The sequence below is a fragment of the Bradyrhizobium sp. Arg816 genome, assembly GCF_029989365.1.
Classification (GTDB): Bacteria; Pseudomonadota; Alphaproteobacteria; order Rhizobiales; family Xanthobacteraceae; genus Bradyrhizobium.
Window position 1 is genome coordinate 64,385 of sequence record NZ_JAPRAQ010000010.1, and the last position, 21,261, is coordinate 85,645.

The window sequence follows — 21,261 nt, forward strand, 5'->3', positions numbered from 1 at the left end:
GATCAAGTCTCGGCAGACAGAGCGCCGGACATGATCTCAGGTGATGACCCCATGGACTCGCATCCCCATATTCTGCCGCCAGTCGCAATTTGGCTTGAACGATGGCGTCTGGTTCCGGACGGGGCACTGCTGACCACCCATTCCAGCTGGGTTCTGCCGGTTCGACATGACGGCCGGCCTGCAATGCTCAAGGTTGCCCGTATTCCCGATGAGGGGGCGGGCTATCGCCTTCTGACCTGGTGGGACGGTCAGGGCGCTGCCAGGGTCTTTGCCTCGACCGCGGACGCTCTGCTGATGGAACGGGCCTCGGGAGCCGGCGATCTCGCGCAGATGGCCTGGTCGGGCCGGGACGACGAGGCATGCCGGATCCTCTGCGACACGACGGCGCGGCTGCACGCAACGCGGCCGGGCGCGCTTCCTGACCTGCACCCGCTGGAAGACTGGTTTCAGCCGCTCTTCCAGCTGGCCCCGGACCACGCGGCACTCGCGCCCGCCGCCGACATCGCCCGCGAACTCCTGGCCGCGCCACACGCCATCGGTCCGCTGCACGGCGACCTGCACCACGAGAATGTGCTCGACTTCGGTGAGCGGGGATGGCTGGCGATCGACCCGCACGGGCTCGTCGGCGAACGAACATTCGACTATGCCAACATCTTCACGAACCCCGATCTCAGCGATCCCAGCCGGCCGCTTGCGACCCTGCCGGGTCGACTGGAGGCCCGGCTGGATATCGTGGTCGCCGTGACGGGACTTCAGCCCGAGCGGCTGCTTCGCTGGATCGTTGCGTGGACGGGGTTGTCGGCAGCCTGGTTCATTGGCGACGGCGACGAGCAGGGCGCCGCTATCGACCTGACCATCAACGCAATCACTCGCCGCCTGCTCGATGAGCCTCGGCGCGCGAGTGCTCGCTCATAACGCGGACCCGCGCGAGCGGCCGCGCCAGGGCTGCACGGCCCCCCGGCGCAAACGCCGGATGTGGATCATGCCATCCCATGATACGTCATCCGCACCGCTGCCTCCGGAGTTCGTGTTCATGTCCGCCGCAACCGCCCCCAACCAACAGCCCGCGACTGCCACCGAATCCGACCCCGAAACGCTCGGCTGGATGAAGGGCTTTCCGCCGGCGCCGGAGCGGACGATCACCTTCCAGAACGGCTCGTTCCGCAGCTTCCCCGAGCTGCGCTGGGCCTGGAGCAATGTGCGCCAGCTGGTGCCGACCGTGAATGTCTGGCGTGGGGCAGGGCCTGCGTCCGTGTTGCCGCGGGAAGACCATGACATCGGCGCGGTCGCCTCGACCACCATGGACGGCCGGCCCATGACGTTCGCAAGAATGCTGGAGGAAACTTATGCCGACGGCATCGCCGTGCTGCATCGGGGCAAGCTGATCTATGAGCGCTATTTCGGCGCGCTGAAGCCGCATAAGCCGCATATCGCGATGTCGGTGACGAAATCCTTCACGGGCGTGCTGGCCGGCATTCTGGTCACCGAGGGCAAGATCGATCCGCAGGCACAGGTCACGGATTATGTGCCGGAGCTGAAGGCCAGCGCGTTCGGCGATGCGCGCGTGCACGAGGTCATGGATATGACCACGGGGCTCGAATACACCGAAATCTATACCGACAAAAATTCGCACGTCTGGGGCTTGCGGCGTGCCAACGGCATGGCGCCGATTCCGCCTGACTATGACGGTGCGACCAATATCTTCGATTTCCTCGTCGCGCAGACGAAGCAGGGCGAGCACGGCAAGGTCTTTGCCTACAAGACCGTCAATACCGACGTGCTGGCCTGGATCTGCCGGCGCGTCAGCGGCATGACGTTGTCCGAGCTTCTCTCCGAGCGCATCTGGACGCCGATGGGCGCGGAGGAGGACGCGCATTATCACGTCGATCGCATCGGTACCGAGAGCGGCGGTGGCGGCCTCTCGACCAGCTTGCGCGATCTCGCCCGCTTCGGTGAGACCATGCGCAATCACGGCCGCTTCAACGGCCGACAGATCGTGCCGTCACAGGTGGTCGAGGACATCGCGCGCGGCGGAGACCCCGAGAAGTTCAGGCCGGCCGGCTACAGCACGCTGCCGGGCGCGTCGTACCGCAATCAATGGTGGGTCACGCACAACGCCCACGGCGCCTATATGGCGCGCGGCGTTCACGGCCAGGGCATCTACGTCGATCCCAAGGCCGAGATGGTGATCGCGCGTTATGCGTCGCACCCCGTCGCGGGCAACGCCGCCAACGATCCCGTGACCCTGCCGGCGTACATGGCGCTGGCGAAGCAGCTGATGGCTGGCGGGTAACCGCGCACGACCTGGCATCCTCGTAGCCCGGATGGAGCGCAGCGTAATCCGGGACAGACCAGCCGCATCACGAGGCTGCACGTGTGGTAAGAATCCCGGATTGCGCTGCGCTCCATCCGGGCTACGGGGGCCCAAAACCGCAAGATCGGTCGAGCACTTCACGGCGATCCGCACCACACTAAAGCCGCCACGGAGGAGGGACGATGAAGGCGGCGCTGCAAAACTATCAGGACCGGATGCGGCGGGTGCTGGACCATATCGACCGGCATCTCGACGACGATCTGGACCTGGATACGCTGAGCAGCGTTGCAGCCTTCTCGAAATTTCATTTCCACCGGCAGTTCTCGGCGACCTTCGGGTTGTCCGTGCATCGCTATGTCCAGCTGGCCCGTATGAAGCGCGCTTCCTACCTGCTGGCCTACAGTGACGCCCCTGGTGTCACTGACATCGCGATGGACGCCGGTTACGACGCACCGGACGCCTTTGCCCGCGCCTTTCGACAACGGTTCGGGCAATCGCCGTCGTCGTTCCGCAACTCTCCCGACTGGGAGCCGTGGCTTGTGGCCTTCGGGCCTCTCGACAACGCGAGGAGCAAGCTCATGAAGACTTTTACTACCGACGACGTGACGATACGCGATGTGCCGCCGACGAAGGTCGCGATCATGGAGCATCGGGGCGACCCGGCGACGCTCGGCGACACCATCCGGCGGTTCATCGCGTGGCGAAAGAAAGCTGGCCTGCACCCCAGGACAAGTCCGACCTTCAATGTCTGGCGGTCCGAACGGCGTCCTTCCTCGCCCGCCGCTTACAGCACGGACCTCTGTGTCGGGACCGACCAGCCGATCGAGGCGAACGGCGAAGAGATCAAGGCCGGCGAGATCCCGGGCGGACGCTGCGCGGTGCTGCGGGTCGTCGGCTACACCGACAATCTGGAGCCCGCCGCGCTCTACCTCTATCGCGACTGGCTCCCGGCCAGCGGCGAGGAAGCACGCGACTTTCCGATCTATTGCCAGCGGCTGAGCTTCTTCCCGGAGGTGCCGGAGCACGAGACGGTTGCGGACGTTTTCCTGCCGCTGAAATAGCCCTCAGACGGCGGACGAACTGGCAATCAATTAATTCGCGCGCTGCACACAGCGGCACGGTCTCACTAATATAAGAGTTGACTTATATTAGTGAAGGCCGATACTCGCCATTGCGCGAAACGATGCGGAGGGATGCAATGGAAATCGACGTCGCCAGGGTCTTGGGGCTTGTCACGCGTTCGGTGAAGAATTTCGAGAAGGATGGAAAAGCAGCCAGCACGGTGACGCTGACGCGACTTTACGAGACCAGCGTCGACGATCTCTGGGACGCAGTGACCAGCCAGCAACGCATTCCGCGCTGGTTCCTGCCGGTCGAGGGAGACCTCCAGCTGGGTGGAAGGTACCAGCTGAGGGGGAACGCGGGCGGCACCATCACGGCATGTACGCCGCCGACGCATTTTGCAGCGACGTGGGAATTCGGCGGCGGGATGAGCTGGATCGACGTCAAGCTGGCAGCAGAACGAGATCAGGCGCGTCTGACGCTGGAGCACACCGCAATCATCGAGGACCATTGGAATCAGTTTGGTCCAGGTGCGGTGGGTATCGGTTGGGATCTCGCCATCGCGGGACTGGAGCGATATGTTGCGACCGGCGCATCGGTCGACCACGAGACGGCCGAGGCTTGGATGGGCTCTCCTGCCGGCAAGGAATTCATGACGACAAGCGGTGAATATTGGTGCGCGGCGCATGTCGCAAGCGGGGTCGATCCTGATACGGCGAAGCAGCGCTCCGACCGCACCATCGCCTTCTACCGCGGCGAGATGCCGCCTGACGTCGCACATCCGGGCGCAGGAAGCTGATGCACGTCTTCGAGGTCCTCGCCGATCCGGTGCGCCGTCGCATCCTCGAGCTGCTCGCTCCGGGGGAGATGGCGTCCGGTGAGGTCGTTGAAGTGATCGGGGCCGAGTTCGGGATCACGCAGGCGGCCGTGTCGCAGCATCTCAAGGTGCTGCGCGAGAGCGGTTTTGCGACAGTTCGGGCAGAGGCGCAAAGACGACTCTATTCGGTCGATGGTGCGGGGCTTCGGTCGGTGGATGCGTGGATCGGTCAGTTCAGGAATTTCTGGGAGCCGAAGCTGGACGCGCTGGCGACTGAGATCGCGCGCGGCAAACGGGAGCGTCGTCACGCGCCGATGACCAAACGGAGCGGGAAGAGGGCGTGAGCTCTATGATTTGGGATGGGTTTCGCTGCGCTCTACCCATCTGCCGCGCTCATCTGCCCAGCGCTATCGCGATGCGCGAGGCCAGCAGCTTGACCGTTCCGCGCTTTCCATATCAGCGCATTCTCGTCCCGCGCGTACGCTTGTCATCAACGTGAACGCGCGTTTTGCCGGCAGCGGCCGGGCGGGCCTTCACGTGATCGATGAAGGCTCTCAGTTTCGGCATCGTTTGATGACGGCTCGGATAGTAGAGAAATACGCCCGGCGCCATTGGCGCGAAAGACTTCAGGACCTGTACGAGCTTTCCCGTCTTCACCAGGCTGGCGGCGATCGGCGCGGGCACTTGCGCAAGTCCCATGCCTTCCACGGCGGCGCCAAGCATGGTGGGAAAGTCGTGAGCAATCAGCGGCCCCGAGACGATCGCTTCGACTGTCTTGTTGCCTTCGACAAGAGACCACGGCGCGATCGATCCGTTGCTGCGGCGAATGCGCAGGCATGCGTGCCGACGCAAGTCGTCGATACGCTCGGGCCGCCCGTGCCGGCGTAGATAGTCGGGGCTGCCGACGACCACGAACGGAAAAGGGGGCGTCAGCCGGACCGCGACCATGTCGGTGGCGATGAACTGGCCCATCCGGACGCCGGCATCAAACCCCTTGGCCGCGAGGTCGACCAATTCCTCGCCTGCGGCGATCTCCACCTCGACCTCGGGATAGGCCTGGCAGAAGGATGCGATCAGCGGCTCCAGCAGGATCGGTACCACCGCGCGCGGCACGGTGAGGCGCAACAGTCCAGTCGGTCGTTGCCCAAGATCGCGCGCAACCTCGCTTGCGGCGACGAGCTCCTCGAAAGCCGGTTTTGCGCGCGAGAGGAACCGCGCGCCGGCCTCGGTCAGGCCAACACTGCGTGTCGTGCGTATGAACAAAGCTGCGCCGACACGCGCCTCGAGCGCACGGACCGCCTGGCTGATGGCCGATGGCGTGACCCCGAGCTCCGCGGCTGCCCGGCGGAAACTGCGGTATTGGGCGACGCGCAGGAACGCTTCGACGCCATCGAGCGCGCCTTGTCTGACTGTGAAGTTCTGCTTCATAGCCTATCAACATTATCCCGAATAGTCGCTCGCGACAATCGATCGTATCTCTCGCTCGCAGATCGGGAGCGTCGCTGATGGCGGACATTTGCGACATCAGCGCCATCTCAGAGAACAAAGGAGACCGCCGTGGCTCCGGGAAGCGAAACCGATGAAAGTCATCCGTAAATTTGTCGTCATGCTCACCCTAACCCTGATGGGAGCGACTTCCATGACCGATCCATCCGTTGCCCAAGCACAAGCCATCTCACAAGCCATGTCGCCCACAACCACCGGGGTGATGGTGATCCTGACCGTGAAGGCTGGCGTCACGCGCGAGCAGGTCATGGCCGTCATGCCGGCTGAAATCCGGCAAACCGTGCAGCTCTATCTCGATGGGAAAATACGCGAGTGGTATTCGCGTGGCGATGGGCGCGGAGTTGTCCTCTTCGTCGATGCCAGGGATATCGCCGGGGCACACGCGATCATGGAAGACCTCCCATTGTCCAAGCAAGATCTGATGGACCACGAGTACATCGCAATCGGCCCGCTTTTGCCGCTCCGCTTGCTCATGGCCAATCCTGAGCGTCGGCAATAAGGGCGAGACCCGGATGGAGGACGGCCGATGACCACCGACGCTGCTCCCGCTGCGATCGTGCCGCCGCTTCGGGCCTGGCATAGCCTGCTTTGGACCGTCCCACTGACGGCACTGTGACGTGGTTGATCTGCGCGCTAGTCGCGATCTGATTGGAGGCCAACATGACGACAGAAACGCTCTTCCGGATACATCTTGCCCTCGGTTATGTCGCATGGCTACTTTGCTTCGGCACGTATGCCTGGCCCTGGCTCAGGTCGATGGACAGGCTCGACGCGCACCGTGCCATCGCCACTCTGCACAGCTTTCGCTTCTTCGGGCTCGTCTTCATCCTTCCCGGCGTCGTGAGCCCGGACCTCCCGGCTGGCTTCGCGGTGTTCGCTGCCTGGGGCGACTTCGCGACCGGGGTGCTGGCCATGCTGGCGCTTCTCACGGTGAGGATACGCACGCTCTTCTGGCTGTTCGTCGTCGCCTTCAATCTCGCAGGGGCGATCGACCTCGTCGTCGACTACTACAACGCCATCCAGGTCGGCCTTCCCGCGCATGCGGAGTGGCTTGGCTCAACCTACGCGATCCCGATCATCTACGTGCCGCTGCTGATGATCACGCACGTCACCGCATTCTATTTTCTGACACGCCCTCGGGTCGACGTCGGGGCCGTGGTACTGGCCGGCGCGGGCTGAGACGAACCAGGCCTCTCGTGCAAGGCGTCGTCGGCTACACCAGACAATCTGGAGCCCGCCGCGCTCCACCTTTATTGCGACTGGCTTCCGGCCAGCAGCGAGGAAGCGCGCGACTTCCCGATCTATTGCCAGCGGCTGAGCTTCTTCCCGGAGGTACCGGAGCGTGAGACGGTTGCGGACGTGTTTCTGCCGCTGAAGTAGCGCTCCCTTGTAGGATGGGTAGCGCGAAGCGAAACCGATCAATACCGCGCGTCGATCGCGATGGGTTTCGCTGCGCTCTCCCCATCCTGCGCGTTCTGCCTCAAGAACCCGTCCCCGTCACATGCACCTGAACCTTATCCTGAGAGCCCGCCACAGGCGGGCGTCTCGAAGGATGGCGTCAGGCGAGATAGGGGCCTGCATGGTTCGAGACGCGCTTCGCGCTCCTCACCATGAGGGTCTTCGAACCTTCGCTGCAAAGTTGCTAACCGGCGCTCTACCCATCGTGCGCGCTCATCTCCCCAGCGCCATCGCGATGCGCGAGGCCAGAAGCTTGACGATGAAGCCTGGCGAATAGCTTCGATAGCTCGGCACATCATCCGACAGCACGACGCCATCCGGTTTGAATTTCGTGCAAATCCGGGCCTGAAGCGGCGGGAGGTCGCCGTGAAATCGCGCCCGGTAGGCCGAGACCCAGTGCGGGCCTCGATCGAAATTCACGAACATCGCTGAATTGCAGCACGTCGCGACAACCCTGTTGGTCGGCGACGTGTCCTTCAGCTTACGAGGCTGCAAATGTTCGGCTCCCCTGGAGCATTCGAACCGGTCTTTGCGATAGAGCATATAGGCCGTCCCGCCGTCTGGATCGCGCACGGCGGGCGAATTCGGCAGCGCTTCGATCTGCGCTGCGCCGTTCTGGCAGTCGTCGCAATAGCAGGCGGCGCTGACAATCGGCTTGCCGGACGCTCGGACTTCGACGCTGCCGCAGGCGCATGTTGCGGTCATGGTAGGGGCGCTGGTCATGGGCTGGCATCTCATGGAGTTCGTGGAGGGTTTCAAGCTGCTTCAGCTCGTAGGACGGATGAGCGAAGCGGAATCCGACATTTCGGCGCGACGAAAATTGGCGGATTGCGCGTCGTTCACCCGCCTTACGGTCGCGACATCTTCTCGAACTTCTTCACCAGCCGCTCGCGCTTGAGCCGCGACAGCCGCTGGATCCAGAACATCCCATCAAGCTGGTCGATCTCGTGCTGGTGGCAGACCGCGCGCAACGCCTCCGATTCCTCGCTTTGCACGTTGCCGTCGAGATCCCAGTAGCTGATCCGCACGCGCGCGTGGCGCTGGACCTCGTCGTTGACGCCGGGCATCGAGACGCTGCCTTCCTTGTGCAGGATCATCTCGGGCGAGGCCCATGTGATTTCCGGATTGACGTAGATCTGCGGGCCCGCCTTGGCGTCGAGCTCGAGCACGACGACGCGCAAGGGCACGCCGATATGCGGCGCCGTGATGCCGATGCCGGGCGCGGCGCGCATCGTGTCCAGCAGGTCCGCTGCAAGCTCGCGCAGGCCCTCGTCGAAGGCGGTGACGGGGCGGGCGGGGATCGCGAGGCGGCGGTCGGGGTAGCGGACGATCGGGCGAATTGTCATGCAGGCTCCTACCACTCACGGATGGTTGAAGCACCCGTTCTTGACGCTCTACCAACTAGAAGGTAGTGAACTCCGCCATGACCAACGTTTCCTCGACGGCCGACGACATCCTGGCCTGCGCGCGCACCCTGATCATCGCGGGCGGCTATAACGGCTTCAGCTACGCCGACGTGGCTGACGTCGTCGGCATCCGCAAGCCGAGTATCCACCACCATTTCGCCAGCAAGGTCGATCTGGTCCGCACCCTCGTGTCGCGCTATCGCGCGGAAGCCGAGGCGGGACTGTCCGCGCTCGAACGCAATGTCGCGGACCCTCGCGAGCAGCTCAAAAGCTATGTCGGGTATTGGGAGGCGTGCATCAATGATGCGACGGCGCCTTTCTGCGTGTGTGCGTTGCTTGCTTGCGAGCTACCGATTCTGCCGGAGGAGGTGGCGCTTGAAGTCCGCGCGCATTTCCGTTCGCTCGCGTCGTGGCTGACCTCGGTGATGGAGCGCGGCAAGCGGAAGGGGCAGCTGCAGCTCTCCAGCGCAGCGAAGGTCGAGGCTGAAGGCTTCATGGCGACCATTCACGGCGCGATGCTGTCGGCGCGTGCCTATGGCGATCCAAAGATGTTCGGCGTGATCGCCGGGCCGCTGCTGGATCGGTTGTCCGCCAGGCACTGAAACATTTCGACGAGACGACAATGACACGCCCGCAGGCACGCTGGGGCGGAGGGCGACTTGTTGCGCGCGAAGACTACCATCTAGTAGGTAAAGGAGAAAGTGCAGTGACGCATCATCAATTGGATCTCGTTCGGGCCGACCGCGAGCAATGGCTGAAGCTCTACTACTTCATCCGGGCGGCGTTCTCCGTCGCCTGGGTCGTTGCCGCGTTTGCCGTCGGGCCGTCATCTGCGGCGATCGCCGGAGCCTTGCTCGTGCTCTATCCCGCATGGACGCCGCGGCGAATGTCGTGGACGCGCTCCGCAGCGGCGGCTTGAAACAAAACCGGACGCAGGCGTTCAACGTCCTAGTTAGCCTGGCGACCACCGTCGCGGTGCTCGTCACCTTGCAGATGAGCATGAACCTTGTGCTTGCCGTGTTCGGAGCATGGGCGATCCTGTCCGGCCTGCTCCAACTGGGGACGGCCATCCGGCGCTGGAAGAGTTTCGGCGCGCAGTGGGCCATGGTGCTCAGCGGTGGCCAGTCGGCCCTGGCCGGCGGCTTCTTCATCTTTCAGGCCACGACGCCGATGTCTCCAACGATCGCGAATGTCGCGGGCTACGCTGCAGTCGGCGCGATCTACTTCCTGGTCTCGGCGGTATGGTTGACCGTGACCGAGTGGCGGCGTGGCGCGGCCATGTGAGGCGTCGCTGTTGCCGTTCATTCGTGCGGATAAGGCGTGCCGTCCTTGTGCAGGAACCGGCCGCTGGAAGCCGGGCTCATCATGTCGACGTCGGAGCAGGTGATGAGGTCATCGGGCGAGCGCGAGCCGACTTCGAGGTAGACGGCCGTCGCATCGGACCGGTTGATCATGTGATGGCCGTTGCCGCTTCCCTTCGGGAAAGCGGCGCAGTCGCCGGCGTTGAGCACGGTGTCGCCCTCGTCCTCGACAAGCGTCAGCTCGCCTTCGAGCACATAGACGAACTCGTCCTCATGAGAATGCCAGTGCCGCTGGCTCGACCAGCCGCCCGGCGGCAGACGCATCAGGTTGACGCCGAAATCGGAGAGGCCACCGGCATTGCCGAGCCGCTTGCGGATGCGATCGGCGCAAGGGCCGGCGAAGGGCGCGGGATAGCCGGAGCCCTTGCGCGCCGGGACAGCAGCGATGTCGATCTTGGGCATGTAAATGTTCCGTTCAAATCAGCGCATCGCGCGCAGCGGACCGGTGACCGGCGCCATGATCGGCGTCCGTTTGTACGTGATGCAATGAGGCTTTCGGGATGATGACAGGATGCCAGTGTTTTGCCCGACGTGTCAAATTTCGGCCTGGCATCGCGAGTTCCCGATCATGCAATTTGGCCGCCCCGTAAGTCATTGATCCCGCGGGGGCTGGCTACTGTGCATGGGGTTGTTTTCGACATTTTTCTTGGCGGGCCGCAAAAGCCTGCTACGAAAAATGACGCGAGCCTGTCGGTCTCCGGCGTTTCCATTCGTCTTCCACCCAGACAGACCTGACGGGAGACCCAAATGAACGCTTCCTCCTATCGCTGGGTGATCGTTGCCGCGGGCGGCTTGCTCGGCTGCGTCGCGATCGGCGGCATGTTTTCGCTGCCGGTGTTCCTCCAGCCGATCGCCAAGGACACCGGCTGGTCGGTGACCGGCATTTCCAGCGCGATGACGATCGGCTTCCTGGCGATGGCCTTCACCAGCATGGCCTGGGGCACTGCGACCGACAGATTCGGACCGCTGCCGGTGGTGCTGACGGGATCGACCGTGCTGTCGCTCAGCCTGTTCGCCGCAAGTCATGCGACCTCGCTGCTGGCGTTCCAGGTCATGTTCGGCCTTCTGGTCGGCGCCTCCTGCGCGGCGATCTTCGCGCCGATGATGGCGACCGTCACCGGCTGGTTCGACACCCATCGCAGCCTGGCTGTGTCGCTGGTGTCGGCCGGCATGGGCATGGCGCCGATGACGATGGCGCCGCTCGCGGCCTGGCTCGTCTCCGGCCACGACTGGCGCACCTCGATGCAGATCGTGGCGCTGGTGGTCGGCGCCATCATGATCCCGGTCTCGTTCCTGGTGCGACGCCCGCCCGCGCTCGCGCATGCCGCGGCCGCGCCTGCGGGCGAGAGCGTGCTGCAAGGGGAGATGTCGCTGGGCGAGGCGCTGCGTTCGCCGCAATTCATGATCCTGCTCGCCACCAACTTCTTCTGCTGCGCCACCCATTCCGGCCCGATCATCCACACCGTCAGCTATGCCGTGAGCTGCGGCATCCCGCTGATCGCGGCGGTGACGATCTACAGCATCGAGGGCTTTGCCGGCATGGGCGGCCGTATCGCCTTCGGGCTGCTCGGCGATCGTTTCGGCGCCAAGCGCGTGCTGGTGACGGGGCTGCTGTTGCAGGCGTTCGGCGCGCTCGCCTATGTCTTCGCGCAGCAGCTCGCGACGTTCTACGCTGTCGGCGCCGTCTTCGGCTTCATCTATGCCGGCACCATGCCGCTCTATGCCGTGCTGGTGCGCGAAAACTTTCCGCTGCGCATGATGGGCACGGTGATCGGCGGCACCGCGATGGCCGGCAGCCTCGGCATGGCGACCGGCCCGCTCGCCGGCGGCCTGATCTACGACGCGTTCTCCAGCTACGCCTGGCTCTACATCGCCTCCTGGGCGATGGGCCTCGGCGCCTTCCTGATGGCGATGAATTTCAGGCCATTCGCCAAGCCGCAAGGCGAGGCGGCTGCGGCGGCGGCGGCGTGAATGCGACCATCGAGGCGCAGCGTCAGAGCTGCGCCTCGATCGCCGCCTTGTCCACCACCGACCACACTTGCCAAATCTTTCGCGCGCGGAATTCGTAAGACACGTTCTCGCTGAAGGACACGCGTTTGCCGTTGACGGCAAGCCCAAGGAATGTCCCGACCGGCGAACAGTCGAATATCAACCGGGCAGCGATGTTGGGCGGATCGCATATCAGCAGCCCGATGTTGAACTGCAGATCCGGAATCTCGCGAAAGTCGTTCTCCAGCATCGCGCGATAGCCCGACAGCCCGAGCGGCCGTGCGTTGTGGCTGGCGTCATCGCTCACGAACTGTCCGAGCGCCGGCCAATCCTGCCGGTTCAGGCAGGCGATGTAGTCGCGGTAAATGCCGGCGAGGTCGTCTCTGGTCATATCGAAGCTCCCAAGGCTTCGATGATAACGCGGAAGAGGGGAAGTTGGCTCAGCTCAAAGCCGTTTCTCGAAGAACAGATCCGGGTAGGGATCATCGTTGAAACGCGGGATCTCGCGCCAGCCCGTGGTGCGGTAGAGCTGGCCGGCCTCGGCGAGCGCGCTGTTGGTGTCGAGCCGCAGCAGCGTGATGCCGAGGTCACGTGCGGCATTCTCGGCCGCATCCATCAGGCGCCGGCCGAGCCGCAATCCGCGCGCTGCAGGGGCAACCCAGAGACGCTTGATCTCGGCATAGCCGTGATCCGTTCCCTTCAGTCCGACGCAGCCGATCGGCAGCGTGTCGGACATCGCGACGACGAAGGTCCCGCGCGGGCGGCGCATGTCCTTGGCGTCAGGATCGCGCGACAGCGAGACGTCAAAACCCTGCTTGAAGCGGCGGCCGAGCTCGGAATAGTACTCGCGCAGGCAATAGCGTGCTTCTTCGCTCCGCGGATCCATCTCCTCCAGCGCGACGCGCTCGCGCGTCAATGCGGAGGCGATCAGGTCCATCGCCGCCAGCAGCGCGTCGCGCTGCGAATGCTGCACCAGGAAGCCTTCGGCCTGCGTATTCGACAGCGCCTCGTAGGCTGCGAACTCGCGCCGTCCCGCACGGGTCAACGTCGCGACACGGCGGCGCGCATCGTCCTCATGCGTCGTGGTCTCGACCAGCCCTTCGTCCTCGAGGCTGCGGAGCAGCCGGCTCATCAATCCGGAATCGAGCCCGAGATAGTCGCGGATCTCCGCCACGTCCGAGCGCCCATGTCCGATCGCATTGAGCACGCGCGCCGCCCCGAGCGGCCGGCCGCGCCCGAGGAACGAGGTGTCGAGTGCGCCGACGGCGGAGGTGACGGCGCGATTGAAGCGGCGGACGCGGGAGACGGGATCGAGCATGATATCTGACTTTAGTCAGATATTGTGTGCTGGTCAATCGAGACGGCCGGTCTCACTTCACCAGCGTCAGCAGCGGCTTGTCCTTGGCGACGATATAGGTCGCAAGCTCGCTCGCTTTGTCGCTGCCGACGTTCTTCGCCGCATGCACCGTTCCGGCCGGAATGAACAGCACGTCGCCTGCCCTAAGCGTCACCGGGGGCTTGCCCTCGACGTCGTATTCGATGGCGCCCGTCAGCACATAGATAATCTCCTCGCCTGGATGCGTGTGCCGGCCGAACGCAACTCCGGGCGCGAGGTCGACGCGAACCTGGACCGCCTCGCGACCGGGCGCGCTGAGATCATGGCGCTGGAGGTCGGTGCGCGTGACGCCGGCCGGCTGGGCTGCCGCCGGCAGGGTGAGAAGGTTGGTGGCGAGCACGGCGGCGCTCGCAAGCACGCGCAGGGTTCGTAATGGATAGGGGCTCATGGTCGGCTCCTGATGTTGGCTTGATGGCGGGTCAGACGAGGGTGGTGGTCACCTCGATGTTGCCGTGGACGGCCTTGGAGTAGGGGCAGATGCCGTGCGCCGCCTCGATCAGCTCCTGGGCGACCGTGCGATCGACGCCGGGAACGCTGACGTCGAGACGAGCCCGCAGGAAGAAGGCGCCGTTGGCGTTGCTCAGGTCGATCGTGGTGTCGACCGACGGCTCGCTCGGCAGCTTGACCTTGCGCTGGGCGGCGGCGAGGCCGAGCGCGCCGAGGTAGCAAGCCGACCAGGCGGCGGCGAACAGGTTTTCGGCAGCCGGGTGCGGCTGCGCCAGCTTGATATCGAGAGAGCCGTCGTTCGCGTGCGCGGCGCCGTCGGGGCCGGACGTGACGCGGGTCTTGCCGGTGAAGAGAAGCTTTGCAGCGGTGGTCATGGCAGATCCTTTCGGGTTTGATTTGTACCGCATCCGATCTAATCGGATGCGCGTTGAAATAAACCCGTCGCTCCGCCCGGTCAAGATCTTCCGATTTAATCGGATGCGATTTATATTGACCCTGAGATCACGAATTGCGGAGGTTCACGTGTCCCGTCCCGCCAAAGCCGCCGGCAAAGGCCGAAAACTGTCGAATTTCCTGTGCTTTGCCGTCTATTCGGCCAATCTGGCCTTCGGCCGCGCGTACAAGCCATTGCTGGACAAGGTCGGGCTGACATACACCCAGTACATCGCCATGGTGGCGCTGTTGGACGAGGACGAGCAGACCGTCAGCGCGCTCGGCGACAAGCTGTTCCTGGAATCCAACACGCTGACGCCGATCCTGAAGAAGCTCGAGCAGATCGGTTACATCAAGCGCCACCGCGATCCCGCCGACGAGCGGCAGGTGCGGGTGAGCCTGACGCCGGGCGGCCGAAAACTGATCGAACAGGATCTCGGCGAGTCCGTGATCGAGGCGACCGGCCTCGGCGATGATTTTCCGGTGGTGCAGAAGACGGTGAGCCGCTTGCGGGACAATCTGCTGCGCGCGACCGAAGCGGCCGGAGAGAAGAAGCGCTGAGCGGGCAGTGCCTTCCCGTTGGAAAAGTCGGAGGCGGCGTCCGCCTCCGACATAATCGCGAAGGAAAAGCGCGCGGCTCTAGTTGCAGACGGTGCGCGGAATCATCCAGGTCGCAAAAGTTTGCCAGAACCCGTCTTCGCGACGGCGCTGGTAGGCGACGAAGTCGTCGTCATCATCATCATGCACGAGTTCATAGCGATAAGTTTTGGCTGCAGTGGTGTTGGGCTTGCTCATGGAGCACTCCATCTCGAAAGGGCTTTGCTTCGAGTTAGGTGCGGTGCAGCACAACTCCAATGGGAGTACGATGATCAGCGCATCACGTTGTGGAGAGTGCTCAGTTCAGCCCGAGCGCCATGCGCGATTTGCGCGTGAGCTTTGCGACGATCAGGGCATGGGCCTGCGCCAGATAGGCGGTGAGTTCCGCATCGGGAAGTGCGTTGTTGCTGGCGAGCTGCACCCATTTGGCGCGCGCCAGATAGGGCGCCGGTCGTGCCACGCCGTGCTCGATCAGCATCGCATAGGCCATGTCCGAGACCTTGAACATGTAGCCGCCGGAGCCCGCGGCAAAGCCGCCGCCGAGCGCGAACATCTTGCCACCGACCTTGAACACGGAGGTGCCTTCCCACTGCACCACCTTGGTGGCCGCGGGCAGGCGCAGGCAGCGGGCTTCGAATGTCTTGGGTGTCATGCGCTCGCACTTGAGACGAAAGGCCCGCAATTATGGCAACATGCGTCTTCCAACCAGGGATGAACTGCCATGTCGCGCGTTTCGATCAAGACCAGGGACGATCTGCCGGAGGCGCTGAGGCCGTTGTGGGACAAGATGACGACCTACGGCGCGTTCGAGAACCAGGCCGGTGTCATGGCCCACCGCCTGCCGATCTTCAAGCATATGTGGTCGCTGCTGGTCGATCTTGCTGAAGAAGGCAATGTCTCGAAGCGCCACCTGGAGCTCGCGCTGGTCGCGGTCTCGCTGCTCAACAAATGCGACTATTGCGTCTCGCACCACGCGCCAAAGCTGGCGGTGCAGGGCGTGTCGGAGGAGGGCGCCGCGCGCCTCATCGATTACAAGGACCATCCCGAGCTCGATGAGCTCGACAAGCTCGTCGTCGAATATTCCATCGCCGTCACCAACAACTGGAACAAGACCCGCGATGAGATCTTCGCCCGCCTGCGCGCGCATTTCTCGGAAGCCCAGATTGTCGAGCTGACCTGGCGCATCGCGCTCTGCGGCGCCTTCAACCGCTTCAACGACATCCTTCAGCTCGAGGTCGAGCAGGGCGTTCCCCACAGCGAAGCCGCGGAGTAATCGGCCGCCGGCGGTGCTGGTCCCCCGAGCCGGGACCGGCGCCAAGGCGCCCGATCACAGATTTGTGGGTTGCGGGCGTTCTATCGCAAGTTATATCGTACGATATGTTTTACAAAAGGACGTACGATATGCACCACGGACGAGACCACAAAGACTTCCACTTCGGGCATTTCGCCCATTTCGTCATGGGCCGGCACGGCGGCGGGCGACGCTTCGGCCGCGGCGGGCACGGCTTCTTCGGGCGCGGCCCGGGTGGCGACTTCCCTGGCGCAAGGCGGCTGTCCTCGCAGGACCTCCAGCTCGTGATCCTGGCGTTGCTCGCCGAAAAGCCGGCTCATGGGTACGAGCTGATCAAGATCATCGAGGAGCGCTCCGATGGCTTCTACACGCCGAGCCCGGGCGTGATCTATCCGGCGCTGACCTATCTGGAAGAGGTCGGCCACAGCAGCGTCGAGCAGGACGGCGGTCGAAAGCTCTACAGCATCACGCCGCAGGGCGAGGCGCATCTCGCCGAGAACCGCGCCACTGCGGATGCGATCCTGCAAGCGCTGTCGCGGATCGGGCGCCGCATGGACGAGGTGCGCGAGGCCTTTGCCGGCGTCGGCGATCTCGATGCCGACGCCTCCGACGAATTGCACCGTGCCCGCCACAACCTCAAGCGCGCGCTGCGTTCCAGGCATGGCAGCGACTCCGCCGAGGCGCGCCGCATCGCGGCGATCCTGGATCGTGCTGCAGCGGAAATCCTCGGCAAATAACTGAGAGGCGAAGCAACACATGAATGATCGGCCCCACAGCCCGATTCAAGACCCACGCGTCAACGCCGTCCTCGCGCGCCTCCAAGGCGCGCGGCAGCGGCCGGCCGGCGGAGGGCCGCGCGGCTCCTTCAACAGCCGTGATCCCCACGCCTATGCCGAGCAGGGCTTTTCGATCCATCCCGAGCAAGGCGAATTGATCTACCTGTTGTGTCGCGGCCTGCGCGCCACGCGTGTGGCGGAGTTCGCGACCTCGGTCGGCATGTCCACGCTCTATTTCGCGGCCGCTATCCGCGACAATGGCGGCGGCGCCGTGATCGGTTCGGAGATCGTGCCGGCCAAGGTCGAGACCGCCAAACGCAATCTCGCCGAGGCCGGCCTTGCCGACTATGCCGAGATCCGCGAGGGCGATGCGCGAAAGACCTTGCGCGATCTCGGCGGCCCCGTCGATTTCGTCCTGATCGACGGCTGGCCGGGCGAGGGCGGTCCTTCGCTGGCACGCGAGGTGATCGAGATCGTCGCGACGCAGCTCCTGGTCGGCGGCTACGTCATGAACGACAATGCCGAGCCCGACTATCTCGATTTCATCCGCGATCCCAAAAACGGTTTCGTCTCGATGACGCTGCCGCTCAAGGGCGGCACCGAGCTCAGCCTGAAGGTGGCGTGACGGTCTCGCTGGCGCGATAGGCATCGGGAACGACGAACACCTCGTCGGCACGGCCATAGCCGCCGTCGCACACTTCCTCGATCAGCACCATCGTGTGCAGCCGCGCCGCCTCGCCAAAATAGTGGACGAACAGCGCGGTGAGGTTATGCACGATCTCGGCCTTCTGGCTGCGCGAGAGCGCGGCCTGGGGAATCTTGATATTGGCGAAAGGCATGATGGGTCTCTCCGTGTGATGCATCGTGGCTGGCATTGTTCGAGAATGCCCGATCGCCGCGACCGGATAATCGCGAAAAACTTGTCATCACTTGTCGGCTGTGGTGAACAATCGGCCATGGACCGATTTGACGCCATGCGCCTGTTCGTCCGCCTCGTCGAACGGCAGAGTTTTACGGCTGCGGCGGCCGATCTCGGCATTCCCCGCTCGACGGCGAGCGAGGTTTTGCGCGGGCTCGAGGCGCGGCTGGGCGCGCGCCTGCTCGAACGCACGACACGGCATGTCACGCCGACGCTCGACGGCGAGGACTATTATCGCCGCTGCGTCGCCATCCTCGCGGAGGTCGAGGAAGCCGAAACCACGATGCGCGATGCGCGACCGCGTGGCTTGCTGCGCATCGACGCACATCCTTTGCTGACCCGCACTTTCATCTTGCCGCACCTGCCGGAATTCCTGGCGCGCTATCCGCAGCTCGACTTGCAGATCGGGCAGGGCGACCGTCTGGTCGATCTCGTGCGCGAGGGCATCGATTGCGTGATCCGGTCGGGAGAGCCCGAGGACAGCGGGATGATTTTGCGCCGTCTCGGCACGGTCGAGGAAATCACCGTGGCGAGCCCGACCTATCTTGCGAGCCACGGCGCGCCCGCGACGCCGGATACGCTCGACGGGCATCAGATGGTCGCGTTCATCTCCTCGCGTACCGGCGATGTGCTGCCGCTGGAGTTTTCCGTCGCCGGCGGCTTGCGCAATGTCGTGCTGCCGAGCCGGGTTCGCGTCAACAATTCCGACACCATGGCCGATCTCGCGCGGCTCGGCTTCGGCCTCACGCAGGCGCCCCGCTATCGCTTCGCGGCGGATCTGGCCAGTGGTGCGCTGGTCGAGGTGCTGGCCGACTATCCGCCGTCGCCGACGCCGCTCTCCGCGCTCTATCCGCAAAACCGCCAGCTCGCGCTCCGCTTGCGCGTCTTCCTCGATTGGATATCAGGCATTTTTGCCGAGGCGAAGCTGTAAGGAGGCGTCGGTTGGCTTGCGCCGGATCTTAATCGTAGCCCGGATGGAGCGAAGCGCAAGCCGGGGCCTCTCGATCCGCGGGCGCGCCCCCGGATTACGCTTCGCTCCATCCGGGCTACGAGGCGAGTTGGTGAACGCAGCTTTTCCTCTTGCCTCGTCATTGCGAGCGCAGCGAAACAATCCAGAAGTCCGTCTGAGGAGACAGTCTGGATTGCCTCGTCGCAAGGGCTCCTCGCATGACGATGTTGGAGGCGTCGCACGCCTCTTTGTGAGTTGTGCTGTAGCCGCGAGCGGCTACCATGTGACCGCTCCCGACCACGGGACGCACAGCGAGCGGAGGCGACATGGAACGCAAGGCAAAAGGATCGGACCTGTTTGTCGCGGCGCTGGAGAACGAGGGCGTCGATCGCATCTTCGGTATCCCCGGAGAGGAAAATCTCGACCTCGTCGAATCACTGCGCACCTCCAAAATCGAGCTGGTCCTGACCCGTCACGAGCAGGCCGCGGCCTTCATGGCCGCCACGCACGGTCGGCTGACCGGCAAGCCGGGAGTGTGTCTCTCGACACTCGGCCCGGGCGCGCTCAACCTGTCCACGGGCGCCGCCTATGCCCATCTCGGTGCGATGCCGATGATTTTGATCACAGGCCAGAAGCCGATCATGAGCAGCCGGCAGGCGCGCTTCCAGATCGTGGACGTGGTTGCGACCATGAAGCCGCTGACGAAGCTCTCCCGGCAGATCATCAGCGCCTCCAGCATTCCGACCGTGGTGCGCGATGCCTTTCGCGTAGCGATGGAGGAACGGCCGGGGCCGGTGCATCTCGAGCTGCCCGAGGACATCGCGGGCGATGAAGTGCCGGCGGTCCCCGTGATCCCGGTCCATCCGATTGAAATTCCGGTCGCGCATCGCGCCGCGCTCGACCGCGCAGCCGAGATGATCCTGGCCGCAAGGCGTCCATTGGTGATGATGGGCGCTGCGACCAGCCGGCCGCGCTCGACCCACGGCATCTCCAGCTTCGTGCGGCGAACCGGCATTCCGTTTTTCACGACACAGATGGGGAAGGGCACGGTGCCCGGCGGCACCAATCTCTACATGGGCACGGCGGCGCTATCCGAGCGCGACTACGTCCATGACGCGATCGACGCGGCCGATCTGATCGTGGCGATCGGCCACGACCCGATCGAGAAGCCGCCCTTCATCATGGGGCCGTCGGGACCGAAGGTCATTCACGTCAGCTACACGCCAGCCAGCGTCGAGCTGGTCTATTTCCCCGATGCCGAGGTCGTCGGCGACGTCGGACCGAGCCTGGAGCTGCTCGCCGACCGGCTCGAAGGCAAGCTGCCGCAGGCGGCGGCGCTGTTGCCGTTGCGCGAGGAGATCCTCACGCACATCGCCGACCGCGCCACCGAGGCGCGCTGGCCGCCGACGCCGCAGCGCATCGTGCACGACATTCGCCAGGTGATCCCGGAGAATGGCATCGTCGCGCTCGACAACGGCATGTACAAGATCTGGTTCGCGCGCAACTACCGGACCCGCGTCGCCAACACGCTGCTGCTCGACAATGCGCTGGCGACGATGGGCGCCGGCCTGCCGTCGGCCATGATGGCCGCGATGCTCTATCCCGAGCGCCGCGTGCTCGCGGTCGCCGGCGACGGCGGCTTCATGATGAACAGCCAGGAGATGGAGACCGCCGTCCGCCTCAAGCTCAATTTGGTCGTGCTGGTGCTCGAGGACAACGCCTACGGCATGATCCGCTGGAAGCAGGCCGTCGATCACTTCGCCGATTACGGCATGACCTTTGGCAATCCCGATTTTGTCCTTTACGCGAAGGCCTACGGTGCCAAGGGACATCGCATCGACAGCATCGACAGCTTCGGCCCGACGCTCGATGCGGCCTTCAAGGAGGGCGGCGTGCATCTGGTCGTGATTCCGATCGACTATTCGGAGAATGTGCGCGTGCTGGTCGACGAGCTGCGGGCGCATGAGAAGTCGAAACTGTGATGTGATCGATGCTCTCGCTACACCCGTCATTGCGAGGAGCGTAGCGACGAAGCAATCCAGAGTCGTTCCACGGAGGCAGTCTGGATTGCTTCGCTGCGCTCGCAATGACGGAGTTCGTGGCGAGGCCGCAGCCCATATGACAACCGTACTTGTGTCGCGCACCCAGATCCCCGACACTCTTAATCACCCAACCAACCACAGGAATAAGACATGACTCGCGTTCGCTGTATCACCGAGATGGGCATGGGCGTCGACGTTCACGGCAGGGACGCCACCAAGGCGGCGAAGCGCGCGGTGTCGGATGCCATTAGGCATTCGAGCCTCGGCTTCTTCCGGATGATTGGGAAGACCGCGAACGATATGTTCGTCGACGTCACGATTGCGGTGCCCAACCCTGAGGCGGTGGACAAGGAAGCCGTTGCGATGGAGCTGCCCTACGGCACCGTGACGGTGACTGCGGTCAAGGGCGGGCTGGAGATTCCCTCGGCCACGGAAGTGGCCAACGACCCTATCCTCATCGCCAATGCGGCTGTCATCGTCAGCTTCGACAAGGACTAGG

General features: G+C 64.1%; 27 protein-coding genes and 2 pseudogenes. 18 read left to right on the forward strand and 11 right to left on the reverse strand.

Features of this window, described 5'->3' with window-relative positions; all coding sequences use genetic code 11:
* Window positions 1–51: 51 nt before the first annotated feature.
* The 5 genes from OWC48_RS24115 to OWC48_RS24135 all read left to right on the forward strand — a co-directional run bounded on the left by OWC48_RS24115 (window position 52) and on the right by OWC48_RS24135 (window position 4,537).
* Entirely contained in the window at window positions 52–915 is an 864-nt protein-coding gene (locus OWC48_RS24115; protein WP_282522179.1) for an APH(6)-I family aminoglycoside O-phosphotransferase, read from the forward strand.
* A 118-nt stretch (window positions 916–1,033) separates the two neighbouring features.
* Window positions 1,034–2,293, forward strand: coding sequence for a serine hydrolase (locus OWC48_RS24120; protein ID WP_282522418.1), 1,260 nt, complete (start codon window positions 1,034–1,036; stop codon window positions 2,291–2,293).
* Window positions 2,294–2,496: 203 nt separating this feature from the next.
* A complete protein-coding gene (locus OWC48_RS24125; RefSeq protein WP_282522180.1) occupies window positions 2,497–3,375 on the forward strand; it encodes a GyrI-like domain-containing protein in 879 nt (292 codons plus the stop codon).
* A 137-nt stretch (window positions 3,376–3,512) separates the two neighbouring features.
* On the forward strand, window positions 3,513–4,175 hold the full coding sequence (locus OWC48_RS24130) for an SRPBCC family protein (RefSeq protein WP_282522181.1): 663 nt from the start codon (window positions 3,513–3,515) through the stop codon (window positions 4,173–4,175).
* Window positions 4,175–4,537 carry a helix-turn-helix transcriptional regulator gene (locus OWC48_RS24135; RefSeq protein ID WP_039149669.1) on the forward strand — a complete coding sequence of 121 codons (363 nt, stop codon included), beginning with the start codon at window positions 4,175–4,177 and terminating at the stop codon, window positions 4,535–4,537. The genes OWC48_RS24130 and OWC48_RS24135 overlap by 1 nt, the downstream gene beginning before the upstream one ends.
* Before the next feature lie 112 nt (window positions 4,538–4,649).
* On the opposite strand, the gene OWC48_RS24140 is transcribed toward OWC48_RS24135, so the two are convergent.
* Window positions 4,650–5,621 carry a LysR family transcriptional regulator gene (locus OWC48_RS24140; protein WP_282522182.1) on the reverse strand — a complete coding sequence of 324 codons (972 nt, stop codon included), beginning with the start codon at window positions 5,619–5,621 and terminating at the stop codon, window positions 4,650–4,652.
* Between the two features lie 151 nt (window positions 5,622–5,772).
* On the opposite strand from OWC48_RS24140, the gene OWC48_RS24145 reads away from it, so the two are divergent.
* From OWC48_RS24145 to OWC48_RS24155, 3 genes and pseudogenes are all read left to right on the forward strand, one after another.
* A complete protein-coding gene (locus OWC48_RS24145; protein ID WP_282522183.1) occupies window positions 5,773–6,198 on the forward strand; it encodes a hypothetical protein in 426 nt (141 codons plus the stop codon).
* 161 nt (window positions 6,199–6,359) lie between these two features.
* Window positions 6,360–6,878: a hypothetical protein gene (locus OWC48_RS24150; protein ID WP_282522184.1), complete on the forward strand. Its 519-nt coding sequence runs from the start codon at window positions 6,360–6,362 to the stop codon at window positions 6,876–6,878.
* A gap of 42 nt (window positions 6,879–6,920) precedes the next feature.
* Window positions 6,921–7,079, forward strand: a pseudogene (locus OWC48_RS24155) (GyrI-like domain-containing protein); the annotation flags it as partial.
* A gap of 291 nt (window positions 7,080–7,370) precedes the next feature.
* Here OWC48_RS24155 and OWC48_RS24160 read toward each other — a convergent pair.
* Together OWC48_RS24160 and OWC48_RS24165 are read right to left on the reverse strand one after the other, a co-directional pair.
* Complete coding sequence (locus tag OWC48_RS24160) at window positions 7,371–7,880, reverse strand: GFA family protein (protein ID WP_282522185.1); 510 nt, start codon at window positions 7,878–7,880, stop codon at window positions 7,371–7,373.
* A gap of 125 nt (window positions 7,881–8,005) precedes the next feature.
* Entirely contained in the window at window positions 8,006–8,503 is a 498-nt protein-coding gene (locus OWC48_RS24165; RefSeq protein WP_282522186.1) for a peptide deformylase, read from the reverse strand.
* A 77-nt stretch (window positions 8,504–8,580) separates the two neighbouring features.
* Between OWC48_RS24165 and OWC48_RS24170 the strand changes: the two genes are divergently transcribed.
* Window positions 8,581–9,165 (forward strand): TetR/AcrR family transcriptional regulator, encoded by a 585-nt coding sequence (locus OWC48_RS24170; RefSeq protein WP_282522187.1) that lies wholly within the window; start codon window positions 8,581–8,583, stop codon window positions 9,163–9,165.
* 104 nt (window positions 9,166–9,269) lie between these two features.
* Window positions 9,270–9,847, forward strand: a pseudogene (locus OWC48_RS24175) (DUF308 domain-containing protein).
* A gap of 17 nt (window positions 9,848–9,864) precedes the next feature.
* Here OWC48_RS24175 and OWC48_RS24180 read toward each other — a convergent pair.
* A complete protein-coding gene (locus OWC48_RS24180; protein ID WP_282522188.1) occupies window positions 9,865–10,326 on the reverse strand; it encodes a cupin domain-containing protein in 462 nt (153 codons plus the stop codon).
* A gap of 345 nt (window positions 10,327–10,671) precedes the next feature.
* Between OWC48_RS24180 and OWC48_RS24185 the strand changes: the two genes are divergently transcribed.
* Entirely contained in the window at window positions 10,672–11,895 is a 1,224-nt protein-coding gene (locus tag OWC48_RS24185) for an MFS transporter (RefSeq protein ID WP_282522189.1), read from the forward strand.
* A gap of 22 nt (window positions 11,896–11,917) precedes the next feature.
* On the opposite strand, the gene OWC48_RS24190 is transcribed toward OWC48_RS24185, so the two are convergent.
* Genes OWC48_RS24190 through OWC48_RS24205 form a run of 4 tightly spaced genes read right to left on the reverse strand, consistent with a single transcriptional unit; the run spans window position 11,918 to window position 14,130 of the window.
* A complete protein-coding gene (locus OWC48_RS24190; RefSeq protein ID WP_282522190.1) occupies window positions 11,918–12,304 on the reverse strand; it encodes an ester cyclase in 387 nt (128 codons plus the stop codon).
* 54 nt (window positions 12,305–12,358) lie between these two features.
* Window positions 12,359–13,231 (reverse strand): bifunctional helix-turn-helix transcriptional regulator/GNAT family N-acetyltransferase, encoded by an 873-nt coding sequence (locus OWC48_RS24195; protein ID WP_282522191.1) that lies wholly within the window; start codon window positions 13,229–13,231, stop codon window positions 12,359–12,361.
* Window positions 13,232–13,283: 52 nt separating this feature from the next.
* Window positions 13,284–13,697, reverse strand: a complete 414-nt coding sequence (locus OWC48_RS24200; protein WP_282522192.1) for a cupin domain-containing protein — start codon at window positions 13,695–13,697, stop codon at window positions 13,284–13,286.
* A gap of 31 nt (window positions 13,698–13,728) precedes the next feature.
* Window positions 13,729–14,130: an Ohr family peroxiredoxin gene (locus OWC48_RS24205; protein ID WP_282522193.1), complete on the reverse strand. Its 402-nt coding sequence runs from the start codon at window positions 14,128–14,130 to the stop codon at window positions 13,729–13,731.
* 148 nt (window positions 14,131–14,278) lie between these two features.
* Here OWC48_RS24205 and OWC48_RS24210 point away from each other — a divergent pair, with 148 nt between their 5' ends.
* Window positions 14,279–14,749, forward strand: coding sequence for a MarR family transcriptional regulator (locus OWC48_RS24210; protein ID WP_282522194.1), 471 nt, complete (start codon window positions 14,279–14,281; stop codon window positions 14,747–14,749).
* Window positions 14,750–14,827: 78 nt separating this feature from the next.
* On the opposite strand, the gene OWC48_RS24215 is transcribed toward OWC48_RS24210, so the two are convergent.
* Window positions 14,828–14,983, reverse strand: coding sequence for a hypothetical protein (locus OWC48_RS24215; protein ID WP_282522195.1), 156 nt, complete (start codon window positions 14,981–14,983; stop codon window positions 14,828–14,830).
* A 100-nt stretch (window positions 14,984–15,083) separates the two neighbouring features.
* Entirely contained in the window at window positions 15,084–15,437 is a 354-nt protein-coding gene (locus OWC48_RS24220) for an MmcQ/YjbR family DNA-binding protein (RefSeq protein WP_282522196.1), read from the reverse strand.
* A gap of 69 nt (window positions 15,438–15,506) precedes the next feature.
* On the opposite strand from OWC48_RS24220, the gene OWC48_RS24225 reads away from it, so the two are divergent.
* The 3 genes from OWC48_RS24225 to OWC48_RS24235 all read left to right on the forward strand — a co-directional run bounded on the left by OWC48_RS24225 (window position 15,507) and on the right by OWC48_RS24235 (window position 17,477).
* The gene (locus tag OWC48_RS24225; protein ID WP_282522197.1) at window positions 15,507–16,058 is read left to right on the forward strand and encodes a carboxymuconolactone decarboxylase family protein; all 552 of its coding nucleotides are present in this window, start codon (window positions 15,507–15,509) and stop codon (window positions 16,056–16,058) included.
* Window positions 16,059–16,186: 128 nt separating this feature from the next.
* The gene (locus OWC48_RS24230; RefSeq protein WP_282522198.1) at window positions 16,187–16,813 is read left to right on the forward strand and encodes a PadR family transcriptional regulator; all 627 of its coding nucleotides are present in this window, start codon (window positions 16,187–16,189) and stop codon (window positions 16,811–16,813) included.
* A gap of 19 nt (window positions 16,814–16,832) precedes the next feature.
* Window positions 16,833–17,477, forward strand: a complete 645-nt coding sequence (locus tag OWC48_RS24235; protein WP_282522199.1) for an O-methyltransferase — start codon at window positions 16,833–16,835, stop codon at window positions 17,475–17,477.
* On the opposite strand, the gene OWC48_RS24240 is transcribed toward OWC48_RS24235, so the two are convergent.
* Entirely contained in the window at window positions 17,458–17,691 is a 234-nt protein-coding gene (locus OWC48_RS24240; RefSeq protein WP_282522200.1) for a 4-oxalocrotonate tautomerase family protein, read from the reverse strand. The two genes, OWC48_RS24235 and OWC48_RS24240, sit on opposite strands and share 20 nt — an antisense overlap.
* A gap of 117 nt (window positions 17,692–17,808) precedes the next feature.
* Between OWC48_RS24240 and OWC48_RS24245 the strand changes: the two genes are divergently transcribed.
* The 3 genes from OWC48_RS24245 (at window position 17,809) to OWC48_RS24255 (ending at window position 21,260) form a co-directional block, all read left to right on the forward strand.
* Window positions 17,809–18,702 (forward strand): LysR family transcriptional regulator, encoded by an 894-nt coding sequence (locus tag OWC48_RS24245; RefSeq protein WP_282522201.1) that lies wholly within the window; start codon window positions 17,809–17,811, stop codon window positions 18,700–18,702.
* A gap of 344 nt (window positions 18,703–19,046) precedes the next feature.
* Entirely contained in the window at window positions 19,047–20,702 is a 1,656-nt protein-coding gene (locus OWC48_RS24250; RefSeq protein ID WP_282522202.1) for an acetolactate synthase large subunit, read from the forward strand.
* Window positions 20,703–20,912: 210 nt separating this feature from the next.
* Entirely contained in the window at window positions 20,913–21,260 is a 348-nt protein-coding gene (locus tag OWC48_RS24255) for a Lin0512 family protein (protein WP_282522203.1), read from the forward strand.
* Window position 21,261: the final 1 nt, after the last annotated feature.

Bases quoted from the DNA above. Each gene is read 5' to 3' on its own strand.
- OWC48_RS24200 (WP_282522192.1), bottom strand. From the start codon at position 13,697: ATGAGCCCCTATCCATTACGAACCCTGCGCGTGCTTGCGAGCGCCGCC.
- OWC48_RS24160 (WP_282522185.1), bottom strand. From the start codon at position 7,880: ATGACCAGCGCCCCTACCATGACCGCAACATGCGCCTGCGGCAGCGTC.
- OWC48_RS24120 (WP_282522418.1), top strand. From the start codon at position 1,034: ATGTCCGCCGCAACCGCCCCCAACCAACAGCCCGCGACTGCCACCGAA.
- OWC48_RS24190 (WP_282522190.1), bottom strand. From the start codon at position 12,304: ATGACCAGAGACGACCTCGCCGGCATTTACCGCGACTACATCGCCTGC.
- OWC48_RS24225 (WP_282522197.1), top strand. From the start codon at position 15,507: ATGTCGCGCGTTTCGATCAAGACCAGGGACGATCTGCCGGAGGCGCTG.
- OWC48_RS24185 (WP_282522189.1), top strand. From the start codon at position 10,672: ATGAACGCTTCCTCCTATCGCTGGGTGATCGTTGCCGCGGGCGGCTTG.
- OWC48_RS24250 (WP_282522202.1), top strand. From the start codon at position 19,047: ATGGAACGCAAGGCAAAAGGATCGGACCTGTTTGTCGCGGCGCTGGAG.
- OWC48_RS24255 (WP_282522203.1), top strand. From the start codon at position 20,913: ATGACTCGCGTTCGCTGTATCACCGAGATGGGCATGGGCGTCGACGTT.
- OWC48_RS24125 (WP_282522180.1), top strand. From the start codon at position 2,497: ATGAAGGCGGCGCTGCAAAACTATCAGGACCGGATGCGGCGGGTGCTG.
- OWC48_RS24235 (WP_282522199.1), top strand. From the start codon at position 16,833: ATGAATGATCGGCCCCACAGCCCGATTCAAGACCCACGCGTCAACGCC.
- OWC48_RS24135 (WP_039149669.1), top strand. From the start codon at position 4,175: ATGCACGTCTTCGAGGTCCTCGCCGATCCGGTGCGCCGTCGCATCCTC.
- OWC48_RS24220 (WP_282522196.1), bottom strand. From the start codon at position 15,437: ATGACACCCAAGACATTCGAAGCCCGCTGCCTGCGCCTGCCCGCGGCC.
- OWC48_RS24115 (WP_282522179.1), top strand. From the start codon at position 52: ATGGACTCGCATCCCCATATTCTGCCGCCAGTCGCAATTTGGCTTGAA.
- OWC48_RS24170 (WP_282522187.1), top strand. From the start codon at position 8,581: ATGACCAACGTTTCCTCGACGGCCGACGACATCCTGGCCTGCGCGCGC.
- OWC48_RS24130 (WP_282522181.1), top strand. From the start codon at position 3,513: ATGGAAATCGACGTCGCCAGGGTCTTGGGGCTTGTCACGCGTTCGGTG.
- OWC48_RS24165 (WP_282522186.1), bottom strand. From the start codon at position 8,503: ATGACAATTCGCCCGATCGTCCGCTACCCCGACCGCCGCCTCGCGATC.
- OWC48_RS24230 (WP_282522198.1), top strand. From the start codon at position 16,187: ATGCACCACGGACGAGACCACAAAGACTTCCACTTCGGGCATTTCGCC.
- OWC48_RS24145 (WP_282522183.1), top strand. From the start codon at position 5,773: ATGAAAGTCATCCGTAAATTTGTCGTCATGCTCACCCTAACCCTGATG.
- OWC48_RS24140 (WP_282522182.1), bottom strand. From the start codon at position 5,621: ATGAAGCAGAACTTCACAGTCAGACAAGGCGCGCTCGATGGCGTCGAA.
- OWC48_RS24240 (WP_282522200.1), bottom strand. From the start codon at position 17,691: ATGCCTTTCGCCAATATCAAGATTCCCCAGGCCGCGCTCTCGCGCAGC.
- OWC48_RS24180 (WP_282522188.1), bottom strand. From the start codon at position 10,326: ATGCCCAAGATCGACATCGCTGCTGTCCCGGCGCGCAAGGGCTCCGGC.
- OWC48_RS24150 (WP_282522184.1), top strand. From the start codon at position 6,360: ATGACGACAGAAACGCTCTTCCGGATACATCTTGCCCTCGGTTATGTC.
- OWC48_RS24245 (WP_282522201.1), top strand. From the start codon at position 17,809: ATGGACCGATTTGACGCCATGCGCCTGTTCGTCCGCCTCGTCGAACGG.
- OWC48_RS24195 (WP_282522191.1), bottom strand. From the start codon at position 13,231: ATGCTCGATCCCGTCTCCCGCGTCCGCCGCTTCAATCGCGCCGTCACC.
- OWC48_RS24205 (WP_282522193.1), bottom strand. From the start codon at position 14,130: ATGACCACCGCTGCAAAGCTTCTCTTCACCGGCAAGACCCGCGTCACG.
- OWC48_RS24215 (WP_282522195.1), bottom strand. From the start codon at position 14,983: ATGAGCAAGCCCAACACCACTGCAGCCAAAACTTATCGCTATGAACTC.